Annotated in this window: 21 protein-coding genes; 9 read left to right on the forward strand and 12 right to left on the reverse strand. The window is 54.7% G+C overall.

Features of this window, described 5'->3' with window-relative positions:
- Nucleotides 1-124 precede the first annotated feature (124 nt).
- Both AB4Y96_RS04545 and AB4Y96_RS04550 read left to right on the forward strand, forming a co-directional pair.
- The gene (locus AB4Y96_RS04545) at nucleotides 125-1,222 is read left to right on the forward strand and encodes a nucleotidyltransferase family protein (RefSeq protein ID WP_441915963.1); all 1,098 of its coding nucleotides are present in this window, start codon (nucleotides 125-127) and stop codon (nucleotides 1,220-1,222) included.
- A 53-nt stretch (nucleotides 1,223-1,275) separates the two neighbouring features.
- A complete protein-coding gene (locus AB4Y96_RS04550; RefSeq protein ID WP_441916039.1) occupies nucleotides 1,276-1,686 on the forward strand; it encodes a VOC family protein in 411 nt (136 codons plus the stop codon).
- A gap of 6 nt (nucleotides 1,687-1,692) precedes the next feature.
- Here AB4Y96_RS04550 and AB4Y96_RS04555 read toward each other — a convergent pair whose 3' ends face one another.
- The 10 genes from AB4Y96_RS04555 to AB4Y96_RS04600 all read right to left on the reverse strand — a co-directional run bounded on the left by AB4Y96_RS04555 (nucleotide 1,693) and on the right by AB4Y96_RS04600 (nucleotide 12,342).
- Nucleotides 1,693-2,466 carry an amino acid ABC transporter ATP-binding protein gene (locus AB4Y96_RS04555; protein WP_441916041.1) on the reverse strand — a complete coding sequence of 258 codons (774 nt, stop codon included), beginning with the start codon at nucleotides 2,464-2,466 and terminating at the stop codon, nucleotides 1,693-1,695.
- Nucleotides 2,466-3,146 carry an amino acid ABC transporter permease gene (locus AB4Y96_RS04560; protein WP_441915964.1) on the reverse strand — a complete coding sequence of 227 codons (681 nt, stop codon included), beginning with the start codon at nucleotides 3,144-3,146 and terminating at the stop codon, nucleotides 2,466-2,468. The genes AB4Y96_RS04555 and AB4Y96_RS04560 overlap by 1 nt, the downstream gene beginning before the upstream one ends.
- A gap of 85 nt (nucleotides 3,147-3,231) precedes the next feature.
- Nucleotides 3,232-4,017 (reverse strand): amino acid ABC transporter substrate-binding protein, encoded by a 786-nt coding sequence (locus AB4Y96_RS04565; protein WP_091886590.1) that lies wholly within the window; start codon nucleotides 4,015-4,017, stop codon nucleotides 3,232-3,234.
- Nucleotides 4,018-4,201: 184 nt separating this feature from the next.
- On the reverse strand, nucleotides 4,202-5,281 hold the full coding sequence (locus tag AB4Y96_RS04570) for an ABC transporter ATP-binding protein (RefSeq protein ID WP_441915966.1): 1,080 nt from the start codon (nucleotides 5,279-5,281) through the stop codon (nucleotides 4,202-4,204).
- A 17-nt stretch (nucleotides 5,282-5,298) separates the two neighbouring features.
- Nucleotides 5,299-6,147 carry a carbohydrate ABC transporter permease gene (locus tag AB4Y96_RS04575; protein ID WP_441915968.1) on the reverse strand — a complete coding sequence of 283 codons (849 nt, stop codon included), beginning with the start codon at nucleotides 6,145-6,147 and terminating at the stop codon, nucleotides 5,299-5,301.
- Nucleotides 6,147-7,073 carry a carbohydrate ABC transporter permease gene (locus AB4Y96_RS04580; protein WP_370648040.1) on the reverse strand — a complete coding sequence of 309 codons (927 nt, stop codon included), beginning with the start codon at nucleotides 7,071-7,073 and terminating at the stop codon, nucleotides 6,147-6,149. Before AB4Y96_RS04580 ends, AB4Y96_RS04575 begins: the two co-directional genes overlap by 1 nt.
- A 119-nt stretch (nucleotides 7,074-7,192) precedes the next feature.
- Nucleotides 7,193-8,476 (reverse strand): ABC transporter substrate-binding protein, encoded by a 1,284-nt coding sequence (locus AB4Y96_RS04585; RefSeq protein ID WP_441915970.1) that lies wholly within the window; start codon nucleotides 8,474-8,476, stop codon nucleotides 7,193-7,195.
- A 26-nt stretch (nucleotides 8,477-8,502) separates the two neighbouring features.
- A complete protein-coding gene (locus AB4Y96_RS04590) occupies nucleotides 8,503-9,690 on the reverse strand; it encodes a PLP-dependent transferase (RefSeq protein WP_441915972.1) in 1,188 nt (395 codons plus the stop codon).
- Nucleotides 9,687-10,466, reverse strand: a complete 780-nt coding sequence (locus AB4Y96_RS04595) for a FadR/GntR family transcriptional regulator (RefSeq protein ID WP_091886605.1) — start codon at nucleotides 10,464-10,466, stop codon at nucleotides 9,687-9,689. The genes AB4Y96_RS04590 and AB4Y96_RS04595 overlap by 4 nt, the downstream gene beginning before the upstream one ends.
- Before the next feature lie 118 nt (nucleotides 10,467-10,584).
- Complete coding sequence (locus tag AB4Y96_RS04600; protein ID WP_441916043.1) at nucleotides 10,585-12,342, reverse strand: acetolactate synthase 3 large subunit; 1,758 nt, start codon at nucleotides 12,340-12,342, stop codon at nucleotides 10,585-10,587.
- Nucleotides 12,343-12,961: 619 nt separating this feature from the next.
- On the opposite strand from AB4Y96_RS04600, the gene AB4Y96_RS04605 reads away from it, so the two are divergent.
- The 7 genes from AB4Y96_RS04605 to AB4Y96_RS04635 are packed head-to-tail and all read left to right on the forward strand — an operon-like array spanning nucleotide 12,962 to nucleotide 18,282.
- On the forward strand, nucleotides 12,962-13,726 hold the full coding sequence (locus AB4Y96_RS04605) for a GntR family transcriptional regulator (protein WP_091886608.1): 765 nt from the start codon (nucleotides 12,962-12,964) through the stop codon (nucleotides 13,724-13,726).
- A gap of 43 nt (nucleotides 13,727-13,769) precedes the next feature.
- Nucleotides 13,770-14,606 (forward strand): 5-dehydro-4-deoxy-D-glucuronate isomerase, encoded by an 837-nt coding sequence (kduI, locus tag AB4Y96_RS04610; protein ID WP_441915974.1) that lies wholly within the window; start codon nucleotides 13,770-13,772, stop codon nucleotides 14,604-14,606.
- Between the two features lie 5 nt (nucleotides 14,607-14,611).
- Nucleotides 14,612-15,367: a 2-dehydro-3-deoxy-D-gluconate 5-dehydrogenase KduD gene (gene kduD / locus AB4Y96_RS04615; protein WP_441915976.1), complete on the forward strand. Its 756-nt coding sequence runs from the start codon at nucleotides 14,612-14,614 to the stop codon at nucleotides 15,365-15,367.
- 15 nt (nucleotides 15,368-15,382) lie between these two features.
- Nucleotides 15,383-16,066, forward strand: coding sequence for an amino acid ABC transporter permease (locus AB4Y96_RS04620; RefSeq protein ID WP_091886614.1), 684 nt, complete (start codon nucleotides 15,383-15,385; stop codon nucleotides 16,064-16,066).
- Nucleotides 16,067-16,076: 10 nt separating this feature from the next.
- Nucleotides 16,077-16,730 (forward strand): amino acid ABC transporter permease, encoded by a 654-nt coding sequence (locus AB4Y96_RS04625; protein ID WP_091886617.1) that lies wholly within the window; start codon nucleotides 16,077-16,079, stop codon nucleotides 16,728-16,730.
- The gene (locus tag AB4Y96_RS04630) at nucleotides 16,714-17,442 is read left to right on the forward strand and encodes an amino acid ABC transporter ATP-binding protein (protein ID WP_441915978.1); all 729 of its coding nucleotides are present in this window, start codon (nucleotides 16,714-16,716) and stop codon (nucleotides 17,440-17,442) included. Before AB4Y96_RS04625 ends, AB4Y96_RS04630 begins: the two co-directional genes overlap by 17 nt.
- A gap of 51 nt (nucleotides 17,443-17,493) precedes the next feature.
- Nucleotides 17,494-18,282 carry a transporter substrate-binding domain-containing protein gene (locus AB4Y96_RS04635; protein ID WP_227988956.1) on the forward strand — a complete coding sequence of 263 codons (789 nt, stop codon included), beginning with the start codon at nucleotides 17,494-17,496 and terminating at the stop codon, nucleotides 18,280-18,282.
- A gap of 76 nt (nucleotides 18,283-18,358) precedes the next feature.
- Here AB4Y96_RS04635 and AB4Y96_RS04640 read toward each other — a convergent pair whose 3' ends face one another.
- Together AB4Y96_RS04640 and repC are read right to left on the reverse strand one after the other, a co-directional pair.
- On the reverse strand, nucleotides 18,359-19,432 hold the full coding sequence (locus tag AB4Y96_RS04640) for an alpha/beta hydrolase family protein (protein WP_441915980.1): 1,074 nt from the start codon (nucleotides 19,430-19,432) through the stop codon (nucleotides 18,359-18,361).
- Between the two features lie 144 nt (nucleotides 19,433-19,576).
- Nucleotides 19,577-20,920 (reverse strand): plasmid replication protein RepC, encoded by a 1,344-nt coding sequence (gene repC, locus AB4Y96_RS04645; RefSeq protein ID WP_441915982.1) that lies wholly within the window; start codon nucleotides 20,918-20,920, stop codon nucleotides 19,577-19,579.
- Nucleotides 20,921-20,944 lie beyond the last annotated feature (24 nt).

Genomic DNA, 20,944 nt, shown 5'->3' on the forward strand with positions numbered 1-20,944 from the left:
CGGTCACAGGACGAAACAGTAACGGCCCGGGTTATAATGTTTCCGCGAAAACATTATAACGACTTGCGAAGGCCCGCTAATCAGTTACAATGTTTTCGCGGAAACATTATAACTGGACAACATCATGCTCAAAGAGATCGATCTGGTCTATCGGACGATGTTTGCAGAACTTGGTCAGCGAACACTCGATGCGAACTTCAAGGCAGACTTTGCGATCACGGGACGGTTTGTAACCGTAACCGTCAAGGGCAATGAGTACTGGTATTTTGACACGCCAACGGACAGTGGCGACAAGCGGACTTATGTTGGCCCCAAGAGCGACGCGGAAATCTCAAAGCGCGTTGCTGCGTTCAAGGAAATCAAAGACGATTTGCGGGCGCGGCGGAAGCTGGTTTCGACGCTGACACGCGACGCCGGTATGACGTCACCGGAACGGTTCACCGGAGACATTGTGGAAATCTTGGCCAATGCCGGACTTTTCAGGCTGAGGTCAGTCCTTGTAGGAACCGTCGCTTTCCAGACCTACTCTGGCGTACTTGGCATCAAACTGCCTTCAGCAGCCATGCAGACGGGCGATGCGGATTTTGCCCAGTTTCATTCGATTTCCACGGCTGTCGGTGACACTATTCCGCCAGTTCTCGACGTCTTGCGTCAGATCGATCCGTCATTTCGCAAAGTCCCGCATCAAAGCGGCAATCTCACGACGCAATTTGAGAACGCAAAAAAGTACAAAGTGGAGTTTCTCACGCCAAACACCGGAAGCGATGACTTTGCCAGCAAACCCGCCAGTATGCCGGCACTCGGCGGAGCGGCAGCAGAACCCCTGCGCTTTCTCGACTATCTGATCCATGAACCCGTGCGCACCGTATTGTTGCACAAGAGCGGCGTATCGGTGAATGTACCTGCGCCGGAACGCTATGCGGTTCACAAGCTTATCGTCGCGTCGCGCCGCCGGAGCGATGACAACGGCATCAGCAAGCGCGATAAGGATGCGCAACAGGCCGCCCTGTTGTGTGAAGCATTGATAAACACCCGTCGCCAGTCTGATCTGGCCATTGCCTATGCGGAAGCTTGGGAAAGAGGCCAAGCATGGCAGGAAGGCATCACACGCGGCTGGAGCTTTATCGCAGAACGGCAAAGGACAAGCTTGATCACCGGACTGGCGAAAGGCATGGGCGATATAGGATTGGTCCCTGCCAGCTATGGGCTCAATATCAATTAGACCACATGCTATGATAAAGAATGATCAATATTCAACGCCCGGGAGTACCGGTCATGCTGTTGTCGAACTATCTTTTCTTTACAACGTCTTGCGAACAGGCCCTCGCCTTCTACACTCACTGTGGACTGGGCCGGATCACCGAAGAACTACGGTATGGGGCAAACGGCATGCCTGTGCGCACCGAAGCCATGCGTGGTAAGATTATGCATTCACGCTTCGAAGGTCCCGGTGTTCTCTTCTACGCCTCGGACAATGACGATGCCGAACCCATGCGCGGCTCCGCCCATATGCTTGTCATAGAAGACCGCGATGAAGCGGAAAGACTGTTCACACGTCTCGCCGCTGGCGGAACGATCAGCACGCCATTCGGGTTTCAGGTATGGGGCGACTTCTTTGGCAAGCTGACAGACCAGTTTGGCGTGCAATGGATGATCAACGTCCCGACACAGGCCAAAGCGGGCTAACCAGCCTCAAATGCCCTCGCCGTGCGTATGCTGTCCCTCATGGGTCAATGTCGCAATAAAACGCTTTGTGCGCTCCTGCTTCGGCTGCGTGAAGATGTCGTGCGACGTGCCGGTTTCAACGATAACGCCGCCATCGAGCACGATCGCCTGATTGGCAATGCGCGATGCCAGACGCAAATCATGCGTTGCCATAACCATGGTGGTGCCCTCCCGTGCCAGTTGCGCCAACACGTCAACAACCTCGCCTGATAGTTCCGGATCAAGTGCTGATGTCGGCTCATCACAAAGCAGGATTTTCGGCGATGGTGCCAATGCGCGGGCAATCGCCACACGCTGTTGCTGCCCACCCGATAGCGTTGATGGCCAGACGTCAGCCTTATGCGCAAGACCGACTTTCTCAAGCAGCATCAGAGCCCGCTCGCGCGCTTTCTCCTTTGGCCATTTCAAAACGGTCGTCAGGCCTTCCGTGACATTCTCGATAACAGTGCGATGCGGAAAAAGCTGGAAGTTCTGGAACACCATGCCCGAATGCCGACGCACCGACTGAACAGCCTTGGTCGTGACTTTGACACCCGGCTGAAATTCCAGCCTGTCACCGTCGATTTCCACGGAACCGGATGTTGGAATTTCCAGAAGGTTCATGCAGCGCAGCAGCGTGCTCTTGCCGCCGCCTGAAGGCCCGACGAGCGCCATAACAGAGCCCTCAGCAATGCTGAGTGAAACGTTCTTGAGGACCGTGAGATCACCAAAGCGTTTCTCGATATTCTTCAGTTCAATCATCATGACCGTGCCTCCAGAAATCCGCCATAACGATTGAGACGGGTTTCAAGCCGTGCCTGCAACGACGACAGGACCGAACTCAGGATGAGATAGATAATCGCCGCCTCCACATAGAGGATCAGCGGCTCATAGGTGGTGGCAACAATGCGTTGTGCCGCCTGAAACATCTCTGGAACCGTGATGGCCGCCGCCAGCGACGTATCCTTGACGAGCGAAATAAACGTGTTCGACAATGGCGGCACAGCAACGCGCGCCGCCTGTGGCAGGATCGTGCGGCGCATGGCCTGTGACCACGTCATGCCGATGGAATAGGCGGCTTCCCACTGTCCACGCGGTACGGACGAAATCACAGCACGCAGGATTTCCGACGTATAGGCACCGATGTTGAGGGTGAAACCGATCAATGCGGCGGTAAAGGCATCAAGCACAATGCCGACACTGGGCAGTCCGTAGAAAATCAGAAACAGCTGCACCAGCAGCGGCGTGCCACGGATGATCCAAACGTAAAACTTGACGATGGCGGCAAAGGGCCAGGCAGCAAACAGCCGGATAAGTGCTGCAATCAAACCCACAGCCAATCCCAGTACAAACGACAGAAGTGTCAGCGGAATGGTGAAAATCAACCCGGCCCATAGCAACGGTCCAAGCGATTCAAGCATCAGTGTCAGCCAATGGGACAAGGCCGCGTCTCCCTCAAAAGGCAAAGGCAGGGAGTATCATCCCCCTGCCCTCTTAGAGCGTACTTTTTTCGAAGCGTAAACAGTCTTACTTCGAAACGTCCGCGCCGAAATACTTGTCGGCGATCTGCTTGTACGTGCCGTCAGCCTTGATGGTTTCAAGCGCTTTGTTGATGGCTGCCAGCAGGTCCGGCTCACCCTTGCGGATGATGATGCCGGAGAAATCAGCATTCTCCTGCGTTGCCGCGATCTTCACGTTGGCGTCGGGCTTGTGCTTCTTGAAATCGAGGAAGGACAGGCTGTCATTAATCGTGGCATCGGCGCGGCCACTGAGCAGCAGCTGGATCGACTGGTCAAAACCATCAGTGCCAACAAGGTCTGCGCCATTGGCCTGCGCGATCTTGCCGAAATTGCTCGACAGAGACTGGGCAGATTTTTTGCCCTTGAGGTCGGCAAAGGTCTTGATATCGGTATTGTCGCCCTTGGTAATCAACACGGCCTTGGAGGCAATATAGGGCTCGGAGAAATCATACTTCGCCTTGCGTGCGTCCGTGATACCAACCTGATTGATCACGGTGTCATAACGCTTGGCATCGAGGCCAGCGATCAGACCATCCCACTTGCCTTCGAGGAACTCTGCTTTCACGCCAAGGTTCTTGGCAACGGCCTCACCGATTTCCACATCGAAGCCGACAAGCTTGCCCGCAGCATCGTGATAGGTGAACGGCGCATAGGTGCCTTCCGTGCCGATCTTCAGCACGCCGGCTGTCTTGATCTGCTCAAGGTTCGATTGCGCCTGCGCCTGAGTCTGCATCGGCACGATGGCCAGAGCCTGCATTGCACCAACAACGAGTAGGGATTTGAGCCAATTCATTTTTTGTTTCCATCCAGAGTTTTCGAGCCTTTCGGCGATGATTGGAAAATGTCACTTTGCCTTGAGGATGCATAGGCACTATTCGCTGTCACAAGACGCGAATTTGTGAATTTAATACCACAAACAGCCAATACAAGGAAAAATAATTCCTCGCATAGAATGAGGTGAGAACAGTGATTCAACCTCAGGCGGCAGGATCAATCCTCTGCCCGGTAGCGGGATTGAAAACATGCACATCCCCGGCCTTGATCCCGATGTTCATTGTGTCACCCGGCTTCCGGTCGGYGCGGCCCATGGCATAGATACAAACCTGCAAATCAGCCAGAGTTGTGTAGAACTGGGTTGAGAGGCCCAGAGGCTCGATAACCTGGATTTTGGCCTTCAAAGCATCCGCGCTTCCGACTTCAATATTCTCCGGGCGGATGCCGATTGTTACCCGTTCGCCGTCTTCGACAGGCAATCGCGGATCAATGGCAATTGTCTGGCCATCGCTAAGCTGCGCTTCGACTTCAGTATTGGTGCGACTGACGACGGCGGGCAGAAAATTCATGCCCGGAGACCCGATAAAGCCCGCCACAAAAAGATTGGCGGGATGATCGTAAAGATCAAGCGGTGTGCCCACCTGCTGGATCACACCATCATGCATTACCACAATGCGGTCGGCCATGGTCATGGCTTCAACCTGATCATGGGTGACATAGACGGAGGTGGTTTTCAGCTGCTGGTGTAGCGCCTTGATCTCGGTACGCATGTGAACACGCAGTTTCGCGTCGAGATTGGACAGCGGTTCATCAAAGAGAAACACTTGCGGATCACGCACAATGGCGCGGCCCATGGCAACGCGCTGACGTTGACCGCCTGAAAGCTGGCGTGGCAGACGCTGCAGGAAGACATCCAGCCCCAGCCGTTTGGCTGCGGCGCCAACCCGGTTGAACACCAGCTCCTTGGCGGTTTTGCGCAACATCAGGCTGAAGCCCATATTGGATGCCACATCCATATGCGGATAAAGCGCATAGGACTGGAACACCATGGCGATATCGCGATCCTTTGGAGCCACATCATTAACGACGCGCTCGCCGATACGGATTTCACCGGCCGAAATTTCTTCAAGCCCCGCAATCATGCGCAGCAGTGTAGACTTGCCGCATCCGGACGGCCCGACAAGCACCACAAACTCGCCATCGGCAATGGAAAGGTCCACTGCCGACAGCACGTTCATCGCGCCATAATTTTTCTGAACATTGGTAATGGTGACGGAAGCCATGAGCTTATCTCTTTCGATTATCCCTTGACGGCACCGGCGGTGAGGCCAGTCACGAGGTAGCGTTGCAAGAAGCCGAAGAACAGGCAGGCCGGGATCAGCGCAAGCACTGAAGCCGCCATCATCTGTCCCCAGTCGACAGCGAATTTTCCAATGAAAGTCAGAAGGCCGACGGCGAATGTCTTCTGGCTGTCACTGCTGATCAGCATCAGCGCGAACAGCAGCTCGCTCCAAGCGGCGGTGAAGACGAACCCAAGCGTTGCGCCCATACCCGGTAGGGTGAGCGGAATGATGACGCGGCGTAGCGCCTGACTGCGGCTGCATCCATCAATCATCGCCGCCTCTTCCAGATCTTTCGGAATGCCATCAAAGAATGACTGCATCAGGAAGGTGGCAAAGGCGATATTGAACGCCGTATAGATGATGATCAGGCCCGTCAGGCTGTTGGTAAGGCCAAGCTCGCCCATGATGCGGTAGATCGGTGGAATGACCATCACAAGCGGGAACGTCTGGGTCAGCAGTAAAATCACCGCTACGGTGGTTTTCCCGCGAAACGAAAACCGCGACAGGGCATATCCGGCAGCTGAAGCAATAATGGTGACGAGCACTGCAGTCACCACAGAAACAATCACGCTGTTGAGGAAATAGCGCGGAAAGTCTGTTGCCCTCAGAACGGTCTTGTAATTCTCCCATGTGGCGGATGAAGGCCACATCGTAATGCCCTCCGAATAGAGCAGCGATTGCGGTGTCACCGAAATCTTCAGCGTCCAGAACAGCGGAAACAGCGCGAAGATGACATAGGCGGCAACGGCGCTGTAAAGGCCGATGCCTCCAAGAATACGGGCTTTGCGGGAACGACCAGCAATCATCACGAATACCTCACGAGCGAGCGGCGGATACGGATCAGCACGACCGCATAAAGGATGAGAAGCGCCAGAAGCAGGACGGCAACTGCCGAAGCATAGCCCTTGTCCAGGGTCTTGAAGGCGCTGACATAGATGTAGGTCGCAACCGTATTGGTTGAACCAGCCGGACCACCCTCGGTCATGACATAGATGAGGTCGGCAAAGGTGGCGATCCAGATCGTCCGCAGCATCACTGTGATCGCGATGGTTGGCGCAAGGAAAGGCAGTGTCACCTTGATGAAACGCTGCCATGGATTGGCACCATCAATGGCGGCGGCTTCATGCAGTTCGGAAGGAATGGATTTCAGCGCAGCCAGCAATGTGATCGCAAAGAACGGCACACCGAACCAGACATTGGCGACAATTGGACCCCACATCGCCGTGGCCGGATCGGAAAGAATATTGGTGGGTTCGGACTTCAGGCCAAGCGCGAAAAGCCAATGCGGCAACGGCCCAACAATTGGGTTGAACAACCATGCCCATGTAAGACCCGAAAGGAACGACGGCACGGCCCACGGCAGAAACACAATGGCCTGCACCACCTTCTTGCCGAAGAATGGACGGTCCAGCAGCAAAGCAAGGCCCAAACCCAGAAAGAACTGGAGAAACAGGCTCGCGACGGTCCACCACAAGGTGTTCATCAGCGCCTGACCGAGAACCGGATCAGACAGCAAAGCCTTATATTGGGCCAGCCCAACATATTCAGACTTGAAGGCAGAGAATTTACGGAAGGAATAGCTGACACCGAAGATCAGCGGAACCACCAGAACCACGAGCAGCAGGACAAGCGCAGGGCTGAGATAAAGCCACGGCTCGAAAGCAGCGCTGAAGCGACGCTTGCTGCTGGCCTTTCTCTCTTGTTGCGGCGTCATTGCCGCTGTTGATTGCATTGCCATGTGTACGGCCCTTCTTTTGCCAATGGTCCCCCACCCCTCGCCTCCGATTTCACGGATTGGCGAAAGTCATGGGAAAATGCCCCGGCATTTGAGCGCCGGGGCATCGCATTTCACTACTTCTTGTTCTTGGCCATCCAGGCCTGCTGCTGTTCCGTGAGGAACGCAGACCATTCGTCAGCAACCTGCTTGGCGGTTTTCTGGCCGAGCAATACTTCCTGGAAGTTCTTCACCGATACGGAGTCGTAGAAGTTACCGAGATTTTCCAGATGGGTCGGCGGCGTCACGAACTCGAACGTCTTTGGATCGCTCAATTCCTGGAACCAGCCCTTGAAGCTTTCTGAACCGAAATACGGGTCCTTGTCCGCACCGTTGTGAATGGGCAGAACGCCAACATTCTTGGCAAATTCGAGATTATCAGCTGGGGCCAGCAAAGTGCCCATCAGCTTCCACGCATCATCCTTGACCTTGGAATTGGCAAACATGGCCCAGCCCGCATAGCCAAGCGTGGGATAGGACTTGCCATTTGGTCCTGTTGGCATCGGCGCAACGCCAAAATCTTCAGGCTTCATCTTCTCGGCAATACCAATCAGCGCATCGGGGTCCTGATCGAGCATCGCGCAGGTGCCGGAATAGAAACCGGTGACGATTTCGTTGAAGCCCCAGCTGACACTGTCCTTCGGCGCGTAGCCCTTTTTGTAGATATCGGCGAGCATTTCGAGGCCCTTGACCGAACCCGGTTCGTTCAGGGTGGCCGTACCGTCGGCGTTGAAATAAGCACCCTTGCCATTGGCGATGTTCATGAACATCTGGACGCCATTGAAGCCGCCGGGACCGCCGCGCAGGCAATAGCCATACTTGCCCTTGATCGCGGAAATCTTCTTGTTGGCTTCCATGAACTCGTCAAGCGTCTTTGGTGCTTCCTTGAGCCCTGCTTCGGCAAACAGTTTCTTGTTCCAGAACATCGCCCGGACATAGTAGCCATAGGGGATCATGTACTGCTTATTGTCGACGACGGAGCCGAACTGCTTGGCGCGCTCACCGAGCGTGCCACCATCTTTCCATTTGGCAACATAAGGCCCGAGATCTTCAAGCTGGCCATTATTCGCATAAAGCCCCATCCAACGCTCAGGCATTTCGACCACATCAGGCGTGTCGCCGGCCTGAACCATCGTCAGGAATTTTTCAAAAGCCTGCCCCCAAGGCAGCGAGACCAGCTCGACCTTGATACCGGGATTGGCCTGCTCAAAGCCCGCAATCTGCTTCTTCAAAAGCTCGGTACGCGGCGGGCTTGTAATCACCTCAACCATCTTGATGGTCGTATCAGCAAAGGCTGACGATACGGTCATCGCCAGTGCGGCCATCGCACCGGCAAGAAATGTTCCCATTCTTTTTTGCATTTTATGCTCCCACTTCAGTTTTCTGTTTAGCGTTTGGCTTTATCAAGGGCATTCACAAGGTCGGCCCAGAGCTCCTCTACATTTTCAAGTCCCACATGCAGACGGATGGTTCGCGGGCTCACACCGAAGCGCCCGATTGAGTTGGCATCCGGCGTCTGCTGCAACGAGGCCATTGCCGGAACGACGAGGCTTTCATGCCCGCCCCAGCTCACACCGATGCGGAACAGCTTGAGCGCATCGACGAATGTCGGCACGTCGATCTCATCAGTGACTTCGAAGGAGAAAAGCCCGGTATAACCGGTAAGTGTCGCCTTACCCGGATGATTGGAATAGGCAGGGTGAATGACACGCTCCACATCGCCGCGCCCTTTCAGACGTTCAGCAATCGTCAGACCACTCTTCATATGGTGCGGCAGGCGCAGGGTCAGCGTGCGCAGGCCGCGCAGCAAAAGCCATGCTTCAAAGGGTGAAAGCTTTGCGCCGAGATAGGAATAGGTGCGGCCGTTGATCCGGTCGATCATTTCGCGCGATCCCGCGACCACACCGGCTACGGTATCACTGTGCCCGCCAAGATATTTCGAGGCGGAATGCAGAACCAGATCAATGCCATGGCTGATCGGCTTCTGGAACAGCGGTGTCGCATAGGAATTATCAATGGTTGTGATAACGCCATGCTGCTTGGCCAGTTGTGCGCAATGCGCAATGTCCTGCAGCTCGAACATCATCGAGCTTGGACTTTCCAGATAAAGCAGCTTGGCACCGGGAAGCGCCTCAGCAACAGCGTCAGGATCAGAACCGTCGACATAATCGACCTTGATACCGAGATGCGGCAGAAGCCGTTCGAACAGACGATACGCATCGCCATAGCAATTGCGCACGGCGACGATCCGGTCCCCTGCCCCGACAAAGGCGAGCACCGTGGCGCTGATCGCGCCCATGCCACTGGAGAAAGCGCGGGCAGCTTCAGCTCCCTCAAGTGCTGCGATTTTGCCTTCAAATTCCATCACCGTCGGATTGTCACCGCGCGAATAGATCGGCTGGCGTTTGCGACCGGCAAAAGTGTCGGCCATGTCAGCATAATTTTCGAAGGTGAAGAGCGATGTCTGATAGATCGGCGGAACGACCGATCCGCCGGGAAACGGGTCATCATGAGCGAGCAAAGTTGCGGCCTGCGCCATCATATCCTGATCATAGAAAAAGGGATTGTCGTTCATGTCTTGCTCTGCTTTTTGAGATTTGCGGCGCCGCGCCGAAGGTCATTTTCAACGGTGGCAATAAGTTTCAATGCCTCGGCGCGTGCTCCAACAGGATCACGCGCTGCAATGCAATTGAACAGGGTACGGTGATAGGGAAAGCTGGCGTGGCCAAAGTCACGCACACCAAGCGGATGCTCCCAGAACCGGTGAAACATTTCATACATGGCGGCGATGATCTGCTCGAACAGCGGATTTCCTGATGTGCGGAAGACGGCTAGGTGGAAATCCCAGTCCTCCTCGGCTGACATGCCTTCGCGGGCGTGAAACGCCTCTTCCATAACAATCAGCTTCTGCTCGATAAAGGCGATGTCTTCATCACTCGCCCGTTCCGCACACAGAACCGCTGCTTCCGCCTCAAGCCCGCGTCGAATTTCCAATGTGTGCATCAAGCTCTTGAAATCATTGCCCGATGGCAATGTCAGCGGCATATGCAACATGTTCCGCGTCACCGCTGAACGCAGATAGGTACCACTACCCTGCCGCCGCTCGACAAGTCCGAGTTCCTGCCAGCGTGTGAGCGCTTCCCGTACTGTGGTCCGGCTGACTTTCAAATATTCCGCAAGTACCCGTTCGGTCGGCAAACGGTCGCCGGGTTTCAGCCCTTCGCTGGCAACGAAATCCACCAATGCATTCAACACCGCGTCATCGCGCGATGATGTGTGAACGGGTGAAAGGATCGGATTGATCACGAAACGCCTTGCATAATTGGTTGGACCATTGTGCCAATTCAGCATGGAAGTTCTGTCATGTCAAATGGCCCGCTGCGATTTTTTGCACGGGGACATCAAGGCACCGCTCGTTGAAAGGTGATCGCAGCCCCGCTATTTGGAGCTGCGATCATTCTCTTGGCCATTAAAGCAGGCCGCGACTGTCGATATCGACCGGTTCCCGGAAGGAAGCGTCTGTCACTTCATCCGGCAGGAACATCTCATTATGTCCCCGGCCGGGCCGGATCATCGGGAAACAATTGGCGAGTTTGGCCACCCTGCAATCAAACAGCACAGGCCGCTTCACCTCGATCATTTCGCCAATAGCATCGTCAAGTTCATCAGGCCTGTCACACCTGATGCCCACCGCTCCAAAAGCCTCGGCGATCCTGACAAAGTCGGGCATGGCCTCCGAATAGGAGTGAGCAAGACGGTTTCCGTGCAGCATCTGCTGCGATTGCCGAACCAATCCCATGTGCTCATTGTTCAATATGAACACCTTGATGGGTGCATCATATTGGATTGCCGTCGATAATTCTTTCATGGTCATCTGTACGGAAGCATCACCGGCAATATCGATCACGAGGCTCGTCGGATGGGCGATCTGCACCCCGATTGCAGCGGGCAAGCCATATCCCATGGTGCCAAGACCGCCCGATGTCATCCAACGATTGGGGCTTTCAATGCCATAATACTGGGCAGCCCACATCTGGTGTTGCCCTACCTCCGTGGTCACATAGGTATCGCGATCCTTGGTCAGTTCATAAAGGCGCTCAAGTGCGTATTGCGGCATGATAATCGCGCTGCTCTTCTCATAAGAGAATGAGTTGCGCGCCCGCCACTGGTTGATCTTTTCCCACCACTTCTGCAACCGCCCGCGATCTGGCTTTATGGGCAGAGCTCGCCAAAGACTGACCATCTTCCCCAAAACCTGTGCCACATCGCCTTGAATGGAAATATCGGCGGCAATAATCTTGTTCAGGGAGGAAGGATCAATATCGATATGGATTTTCTTGGAATTCGGCGAGAACCCATCAATGCGTGCCGTCACCCGATCATCGAACCGCGCGCCGATACACACCATGACATCGCATTCATGCATCGCCATATTCGCTTCATATGATCCATGCAGACCGAGCATTTTCAACCAGTTTGCCCCAGACGCCGGATATGCGCCCAGTCCCATAAGAGTCGAGGTGATGGGAAACCCTGTCAGTTCGACAAACTCACGCAATAATCTTGACGCATCGGGTCCAGAGCCGATCACGCCGCCACCCGTGTAGATGATGGGTTTGCGCGCACCCGACAGAAGGCCCAACGCTGCTTCTATCTGGTTGTCATTGCCAATGACATTCGGCTGATAACTCTTTCTTTCGTCAATATTGGAAGGAGCAGCATAATAGCCGTGCGCGAGCAAAATATCCTTTGGCATGTCAACCAGAACGGGCCCGGGACGTCCTGACCGTGCAATGCGAAAAGCTTCATGTATCGTTGCGGCAAGATCGTTCACATCAGCGACGAGCCAGTTGTGCTTTGTGCATGGCCGCGTGATGCCAACCGTATCGCACTCCTGAAAAGCATCCGTGCCTATAAGCGATGTGGCCACCTGACCCGACAGGCACACGATGGGTATTGAATCCATCAAGGCATCCTGCAGCGGTGTCACAGAATTGGTAACGCCCGGCCCTGACGTTACGAGCATAACGCCAACCTTGCCCGTGGACCGGGCATAGCCTTCAGCGGCGTGGCCTGCGCCCTGTTCATGACGAACCAGAATGTGCCTGATATCGCTCTGTTGGAAAATCTCGTCGTAGATCGGCAGCACCGCCGCCCCCGGATAGCCAAAGATGTGCTCAACGCCGTTGTCGCGCAATGCCTGAAGCACAATCTCTGCCCCGGTCATGGGAATGCGTAGTGATGTAGTCGTGTCATTGCCTCTCATGGCAGTTCCTTATTGCAATGGTTGAAGAGGGAAGGTTTTGACGGGCCAGCACCAAAATCTGGGCGTAAAAAAAGGCCCCGTCAGGAGCCTGTTTGCCGCGCATGGGTGCTAACGCCGGATGGTTAAACCATCCTGCCCATGCGCGTTCCCACTACGATCAAAACCATTGCAATTTTCATGGCTATTTTTGTAACCGCGAACGCGCGGGGCGTCAATGCCGCCTAACGCGAGGTCGGCGCTACGCCAATCAAATGAAACCCCTGACCGCCGAGAGACCTGTTTGCAACCGAACATGCGAACAGACCTTCTGCCCGGCCTTCCTTGCTGAGCCTGCGCTAAATACAGGCTTCGGCGCGCGTCTTTACTGAATATCCCTTCTCTCCTGCCAATGTTTTCCGGGTGCCGCGCCTCTCCTGTGCAAAACCAAATCGAAGTCGCTTGTCAAAACTGAAATATTAGAATATTTATATTTCACTCGCTATCGTGACTTGCGAAAAGCTGTGAGAAACCGCTCAATACGGGTGGAACAGAATTGCCAGAATGCGGTGCACAACCACCGCAGAACCAAAGGACGACCGGCATGCTCACCGATGACGAGAAAACCAATGATACCGACAGGAAGCGCGACCGGACGCATCCCCTTTCCTCATCTCAAACAGCCTATGTGCAGCAACGCGCCGCGACACCGCGCGCAGCGACGCATATTTATAAAGAACTGCTGGAAGAGATTATCTCGCTGCGGCGCAAGCCGATGGAGCCCATATCGGAGAAAGAGATTGCGGCACATTTTGGTGTCAGTCGCACGCCCGTTCATCAGGCAGTGTTGCGTCTTGCCGATGATGGACTGATCGACATTTTTCCGCAGTCTGGCACCTTCGTCTCCCGCATCCCGCGGCGCGCGCTTTACGAAGCCATCCTCATCCGCAAATCGCTTGAAGAAACAACTGTGAAGCTGGCGGCCGAACAGGCAAATGCTGCTGATATCAAGCGCCTTGAAGCCAGCATCACCGATCTGGCTCTGGCCGAGGCTGTAACTGATAATGAATTGTTTCATCAGGCCGATACAAGTTTTCATCTTCAAATCAATGCGATAGCGGGATTTCCTGGCATCTGGAATGTCATTCAGCAGGTAAAGATGCAGATCGACCGCTATCGGCGATTGACTCTGCCGCAGCGCGGACGCTTGACCCGCGTGATTGACGAACATGAGGCCATTCTCGACGGCATCCGCCGGCACGACACCGCCCACGCTATTGAGGCGATGGGCTTCCATCTCGGCCAAATGCTCAACGAAGTGAAGGAAATGCGGAACATCAATCCGAGCTACTTCATCGACGATGTATAGCCCGTTCACGGGCGCAATCTACAGAACAGAACAAGGGTAAGACATGAAAATCGAAGTCAGACAGGTTTCCCACCCCGACGCGGTCCGCGCCTATGGCACAGACGATTTGCGCCGCCACTTTCTGATTGAAAGCATTTTCGAAGCGGATGAAATCGTCCTTACCTATAGCCATATCGATCGCCTTGTCATCGGCGGCGCGCTGCCCGCAACCAAGCCTTTGACTTTGAGCGCGCCAACGCCAATCGGACAGGAGTTCTTTCTTGCGCAGCGCGAACTAGGCGTTATTAACATCGGTGGCGCAGGTCGCATTTCCTTGGACGGCACTGTGCATGAACTCGCATCCAGAGATTGTCTCTATATCGGCAAGGGTGTGGTCGACGTCATATTCGAGAGCATCGATACAGCAAACCCGGCAAAGTTCTATCTTCTGTCGACACCTGCCCACGCTGCCCATCCAAGCACGCTCATCAAGCCTGATCGAGCCAAGCAGGTGAAGCTGGGCGACCAGCTAACGTCCAACAAGCGCACCATATTCCAGTATATTCACCCTGACGTATGCGACAGCTGCCAGCTTGTCATGGGCCTGACCCAGCTTGACCCTGGCAACATGTGGAACACCATGCCTTCCCACACGCATGACCGGCGTTCCGAAGCCTATCTTTATTTCGACGTGCCAAGCGATCAGCGCATTTTCCACATGATGGGCGATCCTTCCGAGACGCGCCATCTGGTCGTTGCCAATGAACAGGCGATCATTTCCCCCGGCTGGTCCATTCATTCGGGCGTCGGCACCGCGAACTATGCCTTCATTTGGGCCATGGGCGGCGACAACAAAAGCTTTACGGATATGGACCATATCCCGATCAGTTCCCTACGGTGAACAAAGTGCCACAACTATTTGATTTAACAGATAAAATTGCTATCGTCACCGGTGCTAATACGGGCATCGGACAGGGCATTGCGCTGGCACTTGCGCAAGCCGGCGCGTCCATTGCCGCCGTCGGCCGGTCCTCAATGGATGAGACCCGCGCTCTAGTGGAAGCGACAGGTGCGCAATTCCACGAAATAAGAGCTGATCTCGCAACCATTGTCCCCACCGCATCCATCGTTGAGGAAACGCTGAAAACCTTTGGCGGCCTCGACATCCTTGTCAATAATGCCGGTATTATCAGGCGCAATGATGCGGTTGATTTCACCGAGGAAGATTGGGACGCGGTTATCGACACCAATCTCAAATCGGCGTTCTTTCTGTCTCAGGCAGCCGGAAAACATATGATTGCATCGGGACAGGGCAAGATCATCAACATTGCCTCGCTGCTGTCCTTTCAGGGCGGCATCCGCATCCCTTCCTATACGGCTTCAAAGAGCGGGCTTGCCGGAATTACCAGACTTCTGGCATGCGAATGGGCTGCGAAAGGCGTCAACGTCAATGCCATAGCCCCCGGCTATTTCGTCACCAACAATACGACCGCTCTGAGGGAAGATCAGGACCGAAGCGCCCAGATTCTGGCTCGCATTCCAGCTGGTCGCTGGGGTGATCCCTCGGATATTGGTGGCGCCGCGGTTTTTCTGGCATCCCGAGCCTCCGACTATGTGCATGGGACAGTTCTGCCCGTCGATGGCGGCTGGCTGGCACGATAGAGTGGGAAAAGCGCCATGAATTACCAGTTTGATTTTGAGGCGCTCCTGCCCTACTGGCAAAGCTTTCTTCAGGGCGCGATTACAACAATCCAGATGACCATCGTCGCGGTGGCCATCGGGCTCGTCATCGGCGTTCTTTGTGCAATTGCCCGGCGCAGCGCCTATCCATGGCTGCGCTTCCTTGTCGGCATTTACATCGAAACCGTGCGTAATACGCCGTTTATCGTGCAGATATTCTTCATATTCTTCGGATTGTCCTCCATGGGTCTGACCATGCCGGTGTTTTTCGCCTCGGTCTTCGCCATGGTCATCAATGTGGGGGCCTATACGGCAGAAATCGTCCGCGCGGGCATGGAAGCAGTCCATCCAAGCCAGATTGAAGCGGCGGAAGCACTCGGCCTCTCCCGTTTTCAGATTTACCGCGACATCATCCTCATGCCATCAATCGAGCGGGTCTATCCGGCTTTGACCAGCCAATTCATCCTGATGATGCTGTCAACATCGATCACATCGCAGATTTCTGCGGAGGAGCTGACCGGCGTCGCCAATAATATCCAGTCTTACACCTTCCGCTCGTTTGAAACCTATATCGTCATCGCCGTGATCTATCTGATGATCACCTATCTCCTCCGCTTCGGGTTTTACGCGATAGCGCTCGCCATTTTCCCACGCCGCCGCAAGCTCGGTACACCATTGTGAGGAGCCAGCCATGACCGACGGTTTCACCACAAATCACCTCATTTATCTGCTGAACGGGCTTGTCTGGACGGTCGTCCTTTCCGCCCTCGCCTTCGCGTTGGGTGGCATTGCGGGATTCTTTGTCATGCTCGCCCGCACCTCGACTATGCGCTGGCTGCGGCGCTTATCGCTTGTTTATGTTCAGATTATTCAGGGAACACCTCTCTTGATCCTGATGTTTGTCATCTACTTCGGCCTCGGCGTCATCGGCATCGAACTGCCGCCACTGATGGCTGCTGGTGTTGGCATGATGATCTATTCCAGCGCTTATCTTGGTGAAATTTGGCGCGGTTGCGTTGAATCCGTGCCGCGAACCCAGTTTGAAGCTGCCGAATGCCTCGCCCTGACGCGCTGGCAGGTACTGACAGACGTGATTTTGCCGCAAGCCCTGCGCATCGCCACCCCGCCAACGGTCGGGTTCATGGTGCAGCTGGTTAAAAACACTTCACTTGCGTCAGTTGTCGGCTTTGTTGAGCTTACCCGCGCCGCGCAGGTCATCAATAATTCGCTGTTCCAGCCATTTCTGATCTTTGGCATCGCTGCCGCTTTCTATTTTTGCGTCTGCTATCCGCTTTCGGTCTGGAGCCGTTCTCTTGAGAGGAAACTGAATGTCGGCCGCCGTTAAACTCCACGAAGTCATCAAGCGTTTCGGCACCGTCGAGGTCCTCAAAGGTGTGTCCTTTGACGTCGCGCCGGGGGAAGTGGTGGCGCTGATCGGCCAATCCGGTTCCGGCAAGAGCACTGCGCTACGCTGTATCAACCGGCTTGAGACAATTCAGGGCGGGTCGATTGAAGTCTGCGGTCATCGCGTGGAGTCGCCTGATCTGAGCATTCGTGCCCTGCGTCAGGATGTTGGGATGGTATTTCAGAGCTACAATCTGTTTCCGCATATGAATGTGGCTGAGAACATCATGCTGGCGCTGCGCCGCGTCAAGAATATCGGCCGCGCCGGGGCCATGGAAACGGCAAAGTCGGTTCTCGCAAAAGTCGGCCTGCTCCAGAAAATCGACGCCTACCCCGAACAGCTGTCCGGCGGCCAGCAGCAGCGCGTCGCCATTGCCCGTTCGCTCGCCATGCAACCAAAGGTGATGTTGTTCGACGAGGTGACTTCGGCGCTGGACCCGCAACTAACCGGCGAAGTTCTGCGCGTGATGGAAGATCTCGCCAAGGGCGGAATGACCATGATCGTCGTGACCCACGAAATGGCTTTCGCGCGCAAGGTTGCAAACCGCGTCATCTACATGAACACCGGCCGGGTCTGGGAGACCGGGACCGGTGACATGCTCGTACGGCCAGAAACCCAGGAACTGAAGGACTTTCTGGCGAACGGCCTCTGACATCAATCCGGCCTCGCCGGTGAGACTGAAATCAACTGGGAGAGAGAGAACATGAAAACCATAATGAAAGTTGCCGTCGCTGCTACAGCGGCACTGATGATAGTCGCAACCGCGGCGCAGGCGGATATCCTTGAAAACATTAAGAAATCCGGCAAAGTCCGCATTGCTGTCGCCATGGGCAGCCCTGAATATTCCTATGTCGACGGCGATCTGAAGGCTACGGGCTCCGATGTCGAGACCGCGCGCCTCATTGCCAAAGACCTTGGCGTGAAACTGGAACTGATCGAGATCACCAATGCCGCCCGTGTTCCAACTGTTCAGACCGGAAAAGCAGATCTGCTCGTCTCCGCCCTCGGTATTACGGACGAGCGCAAGAAAGCCATCGATTACTCCGTGCCCTATGCAACACTCAGCCTCATTGTTGCGGCGCCCAAAACCGTCGAGATCAAAAACTATGCCGATCTTGCCGGTAAGCGCATTGGCGTTACCCGCGCAACCACCAACGACATGGACATCACCCAGAACGCGCCCGGCGCGCAAATCGTGCGCTTCGAAGACGACGCAACGCTTATCACTGCCGCCGTATCCGGCCAGGTCGACATTATCTCCAGCCAGTCGGCTGTTCTTGGCGGCCTCAACAAAAAACGCACCAGCAACCCGCTTGAACTGAAGTTCACCCAGAAGGAAACCAATCTCGGCATCGCCCTCCCGAAGGGTGAAAAGCCTCTACAGGATTGGCTGAACAATTGGGTAAAGACCAACTTTGCCAATGGCACACTGCGGACTGTGTTCAAAGAGTTCCACAATCGCGACCTGCCGGATGATCTGACTTCGCGCTGATGTGAAAGCAGCAAAAACAATGGATTAGGGGTGATCACGCGCCCCTAATCCTATGTAGTTCTACGCTTACGAAACGTTACTCGCCACTTTTTAGCGTGCGGGTGAAAGCCTCAACGATGACCCGACCCAACTCAGCGTGAATATCAGCCCGCGACCTGCCACCGCCATCGTCGCAAAGAGCATCCGTCTCGCCGATCGACTTCAGCAATTCGGTTCCGCCGTTCCTGCATTCAGCGAGAAAACTGAAATGCACCGCGTCATTGATATGAACCAAATTACCTTTGGGTGTTAGTTCGGACAGCTTTTGCGCAGTAACAGCAACCGGGACGCTCTCAATCCTGCCCAAATTGATGAAATACATAGGTATGGCGATTTTCTTCAAGCTTTCTGCATCATAGGCCTGCGCCATCGCAGGATCGACGAGCACGGCTGATTTGATGCGCGGGTCAAGGTTGGATTGCTCAAAGCGCGCTCTATCGATTTCTCGCAGATTGACAGTATCGGAATGAACTTCCTCACCATCAACATAGCCCTTGCCTCCTACATACCAGGCACAATCCGACATTGTTTTATTAACGTCACAATACTGCGCGTAAGTTTCAAGATTGGCCCGCGCACCCGAAAGTTCCATAGCCGCCGCACCACCAAGCGAAAAACCAAGCACTCCGATGCGCTCCTTAACTATAGAACCGCTCCATTGTCCTGTTGATGTTAATGTGTTGACAACATTGGATAGATCATTTGTACGTTCCCAAAGTTTGGGAGTATCGGCCGGTGTCGAATCCCGGCTCGTGGTACCCGGATGATTTGGCCCCGCCACAATAAATCCGGCATCGACAAGACGGGACGCGATCCATCCCATATCCTGAATACGTCCACCCGATCCATGGGAGACGATAATAAGGGGGTATCGCCCAGCTGCGGTTGGCGCGTCGCGAAAAGCTTTGGTTCCTTCAAACAATTTGCTTTCAGCCAATAATATTTCTTGGCCACCTTCAGCCGCAGGATACCAGATTGTGACGGAAAGATTCCTTCCACGCTCCGGTGATGCAACGGTTATCTCCGTCACACCAATATGGTCGCCTGCTAAAACTGTTGTGGTAACGCTTACGCCCCAAAACAGACCAAGTATAAGAGAAAAAAGCTTCATCAATATCTCCAAAGTTGAACAGTGTTCGAAACACGGTCACTTTGGCGCTATATTCTTCCCCCTGCGTCCTCGATCATGTTCAAGGTCATAATTAAACGCTGAGAACCATCCTCTTTGAACTACTCGGTACTGGTTTCGCAGCCTTCAAACACGCCCCTCGCCATTCAATGCCTTGATCACAGGGACAACTGAATACTGGCCAATTTCGGCCCTGTCGGTCAGCGCCCGCAAATACCCGCCCGGCGAGCGGATTTCCCCTGCGCGCTCCAGTATGGCGGCGATGGTGATCGAGGCGTTTATGTCGCCCATGGTGTCACGCGCCCTTTCCCATGCATCCGGCGAAATACCCAGCATCGAGCGGACCAAAGCCGCCGTTTGCATCAGATCGCGCCAATCTGCGATGTCATTGCGAGCATAATCGCGAATTTGCGGGCAGGCTTCCAGCACCGCGCCCAAAGGCAATGAGGCCGTTTTTATCTGTCCCGCCGACAACTCACCCGGCGTTGCATCCCGGTGCTGTCCGCGTTTCAGTTTGGCATCCAGCAATCTCTGGCGCATTTTCAACATTGCCTGGCTGCGCCCGGCTTCCGTCTTGTTCTTTCCGGGTTCGGCATTCCCCATATCTTCAGTTTCAGGCGCTGCCGTTCGTTTCTGGCTTTTTTCGGAAGCCCTTTCAAAATGGGAGTCTATATTTGAATTCTGTATATGGTGCTCAAAAGAAGAGTCAGTGCCGCTCATTTCTTCGTTTGAAAGAGTGTCGAGATAGGCTTTTTCAACCTTGCTGCGCAGGATGGCAAGCGCGTCACGCCTTACCTTCATCGTCTCAAGTGGCAGGTGCCTGCTCACACGCCCCGAAAGGTGCGCCAGTTCATCAGCATAGGCTTCCCAATCACCGGAGCGTTCTTCGCTGAGACCTGCATCAATGGTCTTGGAAACGTCGCGCAAATGAATGGTGATTTCGCTGCGAACACGATGAATAGCCCGCTCCATATCGCGCGCCGCGGCTGCATGTTCACTGATTTCATCAACGCGCAGCGCCAACGGTGACAGATCAAAACCGAATGCATGTTCGATTTCTCCACCCTCGCCGCGCCTGGCATAGCGTTTGCCATTCGGGCTATCGCGCCGGATGATTAATCCCGCTTCCACAAGCGCCGCAAGATGCCTGCGAATAGTCGCAGACGACATGCCGCGCGTGCGCATGGACAGTTCCGCATTGGATGGGAACACCACCACAGGCGTACTTCCGTCCAGCAGGGTCTCGGGATAGAAGCTCAGAAGGGCTTCCAGCACGGCAATCGTGCGATCCGAAAGGAAGAAAGCCGCGCGCGCCTGCGTTAATTCACGCAAAAGCGCCCATTTTTCCGGGTGATTGGCGTCAGTACCCGCCAGTTTTTCACGGGCACGCGCTGTCTTTTCCTGCACTGCGAACATGGCATGCGACAGCGATCGCCCGCCAAATGGCGTCGTTGCAAAACGATCAGTCATTTTCTCTACCTCAAATTGAGGCAA

It is taken from the genome of Phyllobacterium sp. TAF24, assembly GCF_052113785.1.
Classification (GTDB): Bacteria; Pseudomonadota; Alphaproteobacteria; order Rhizobiales; family Rhizobiaceae; genus Phyllobacterium.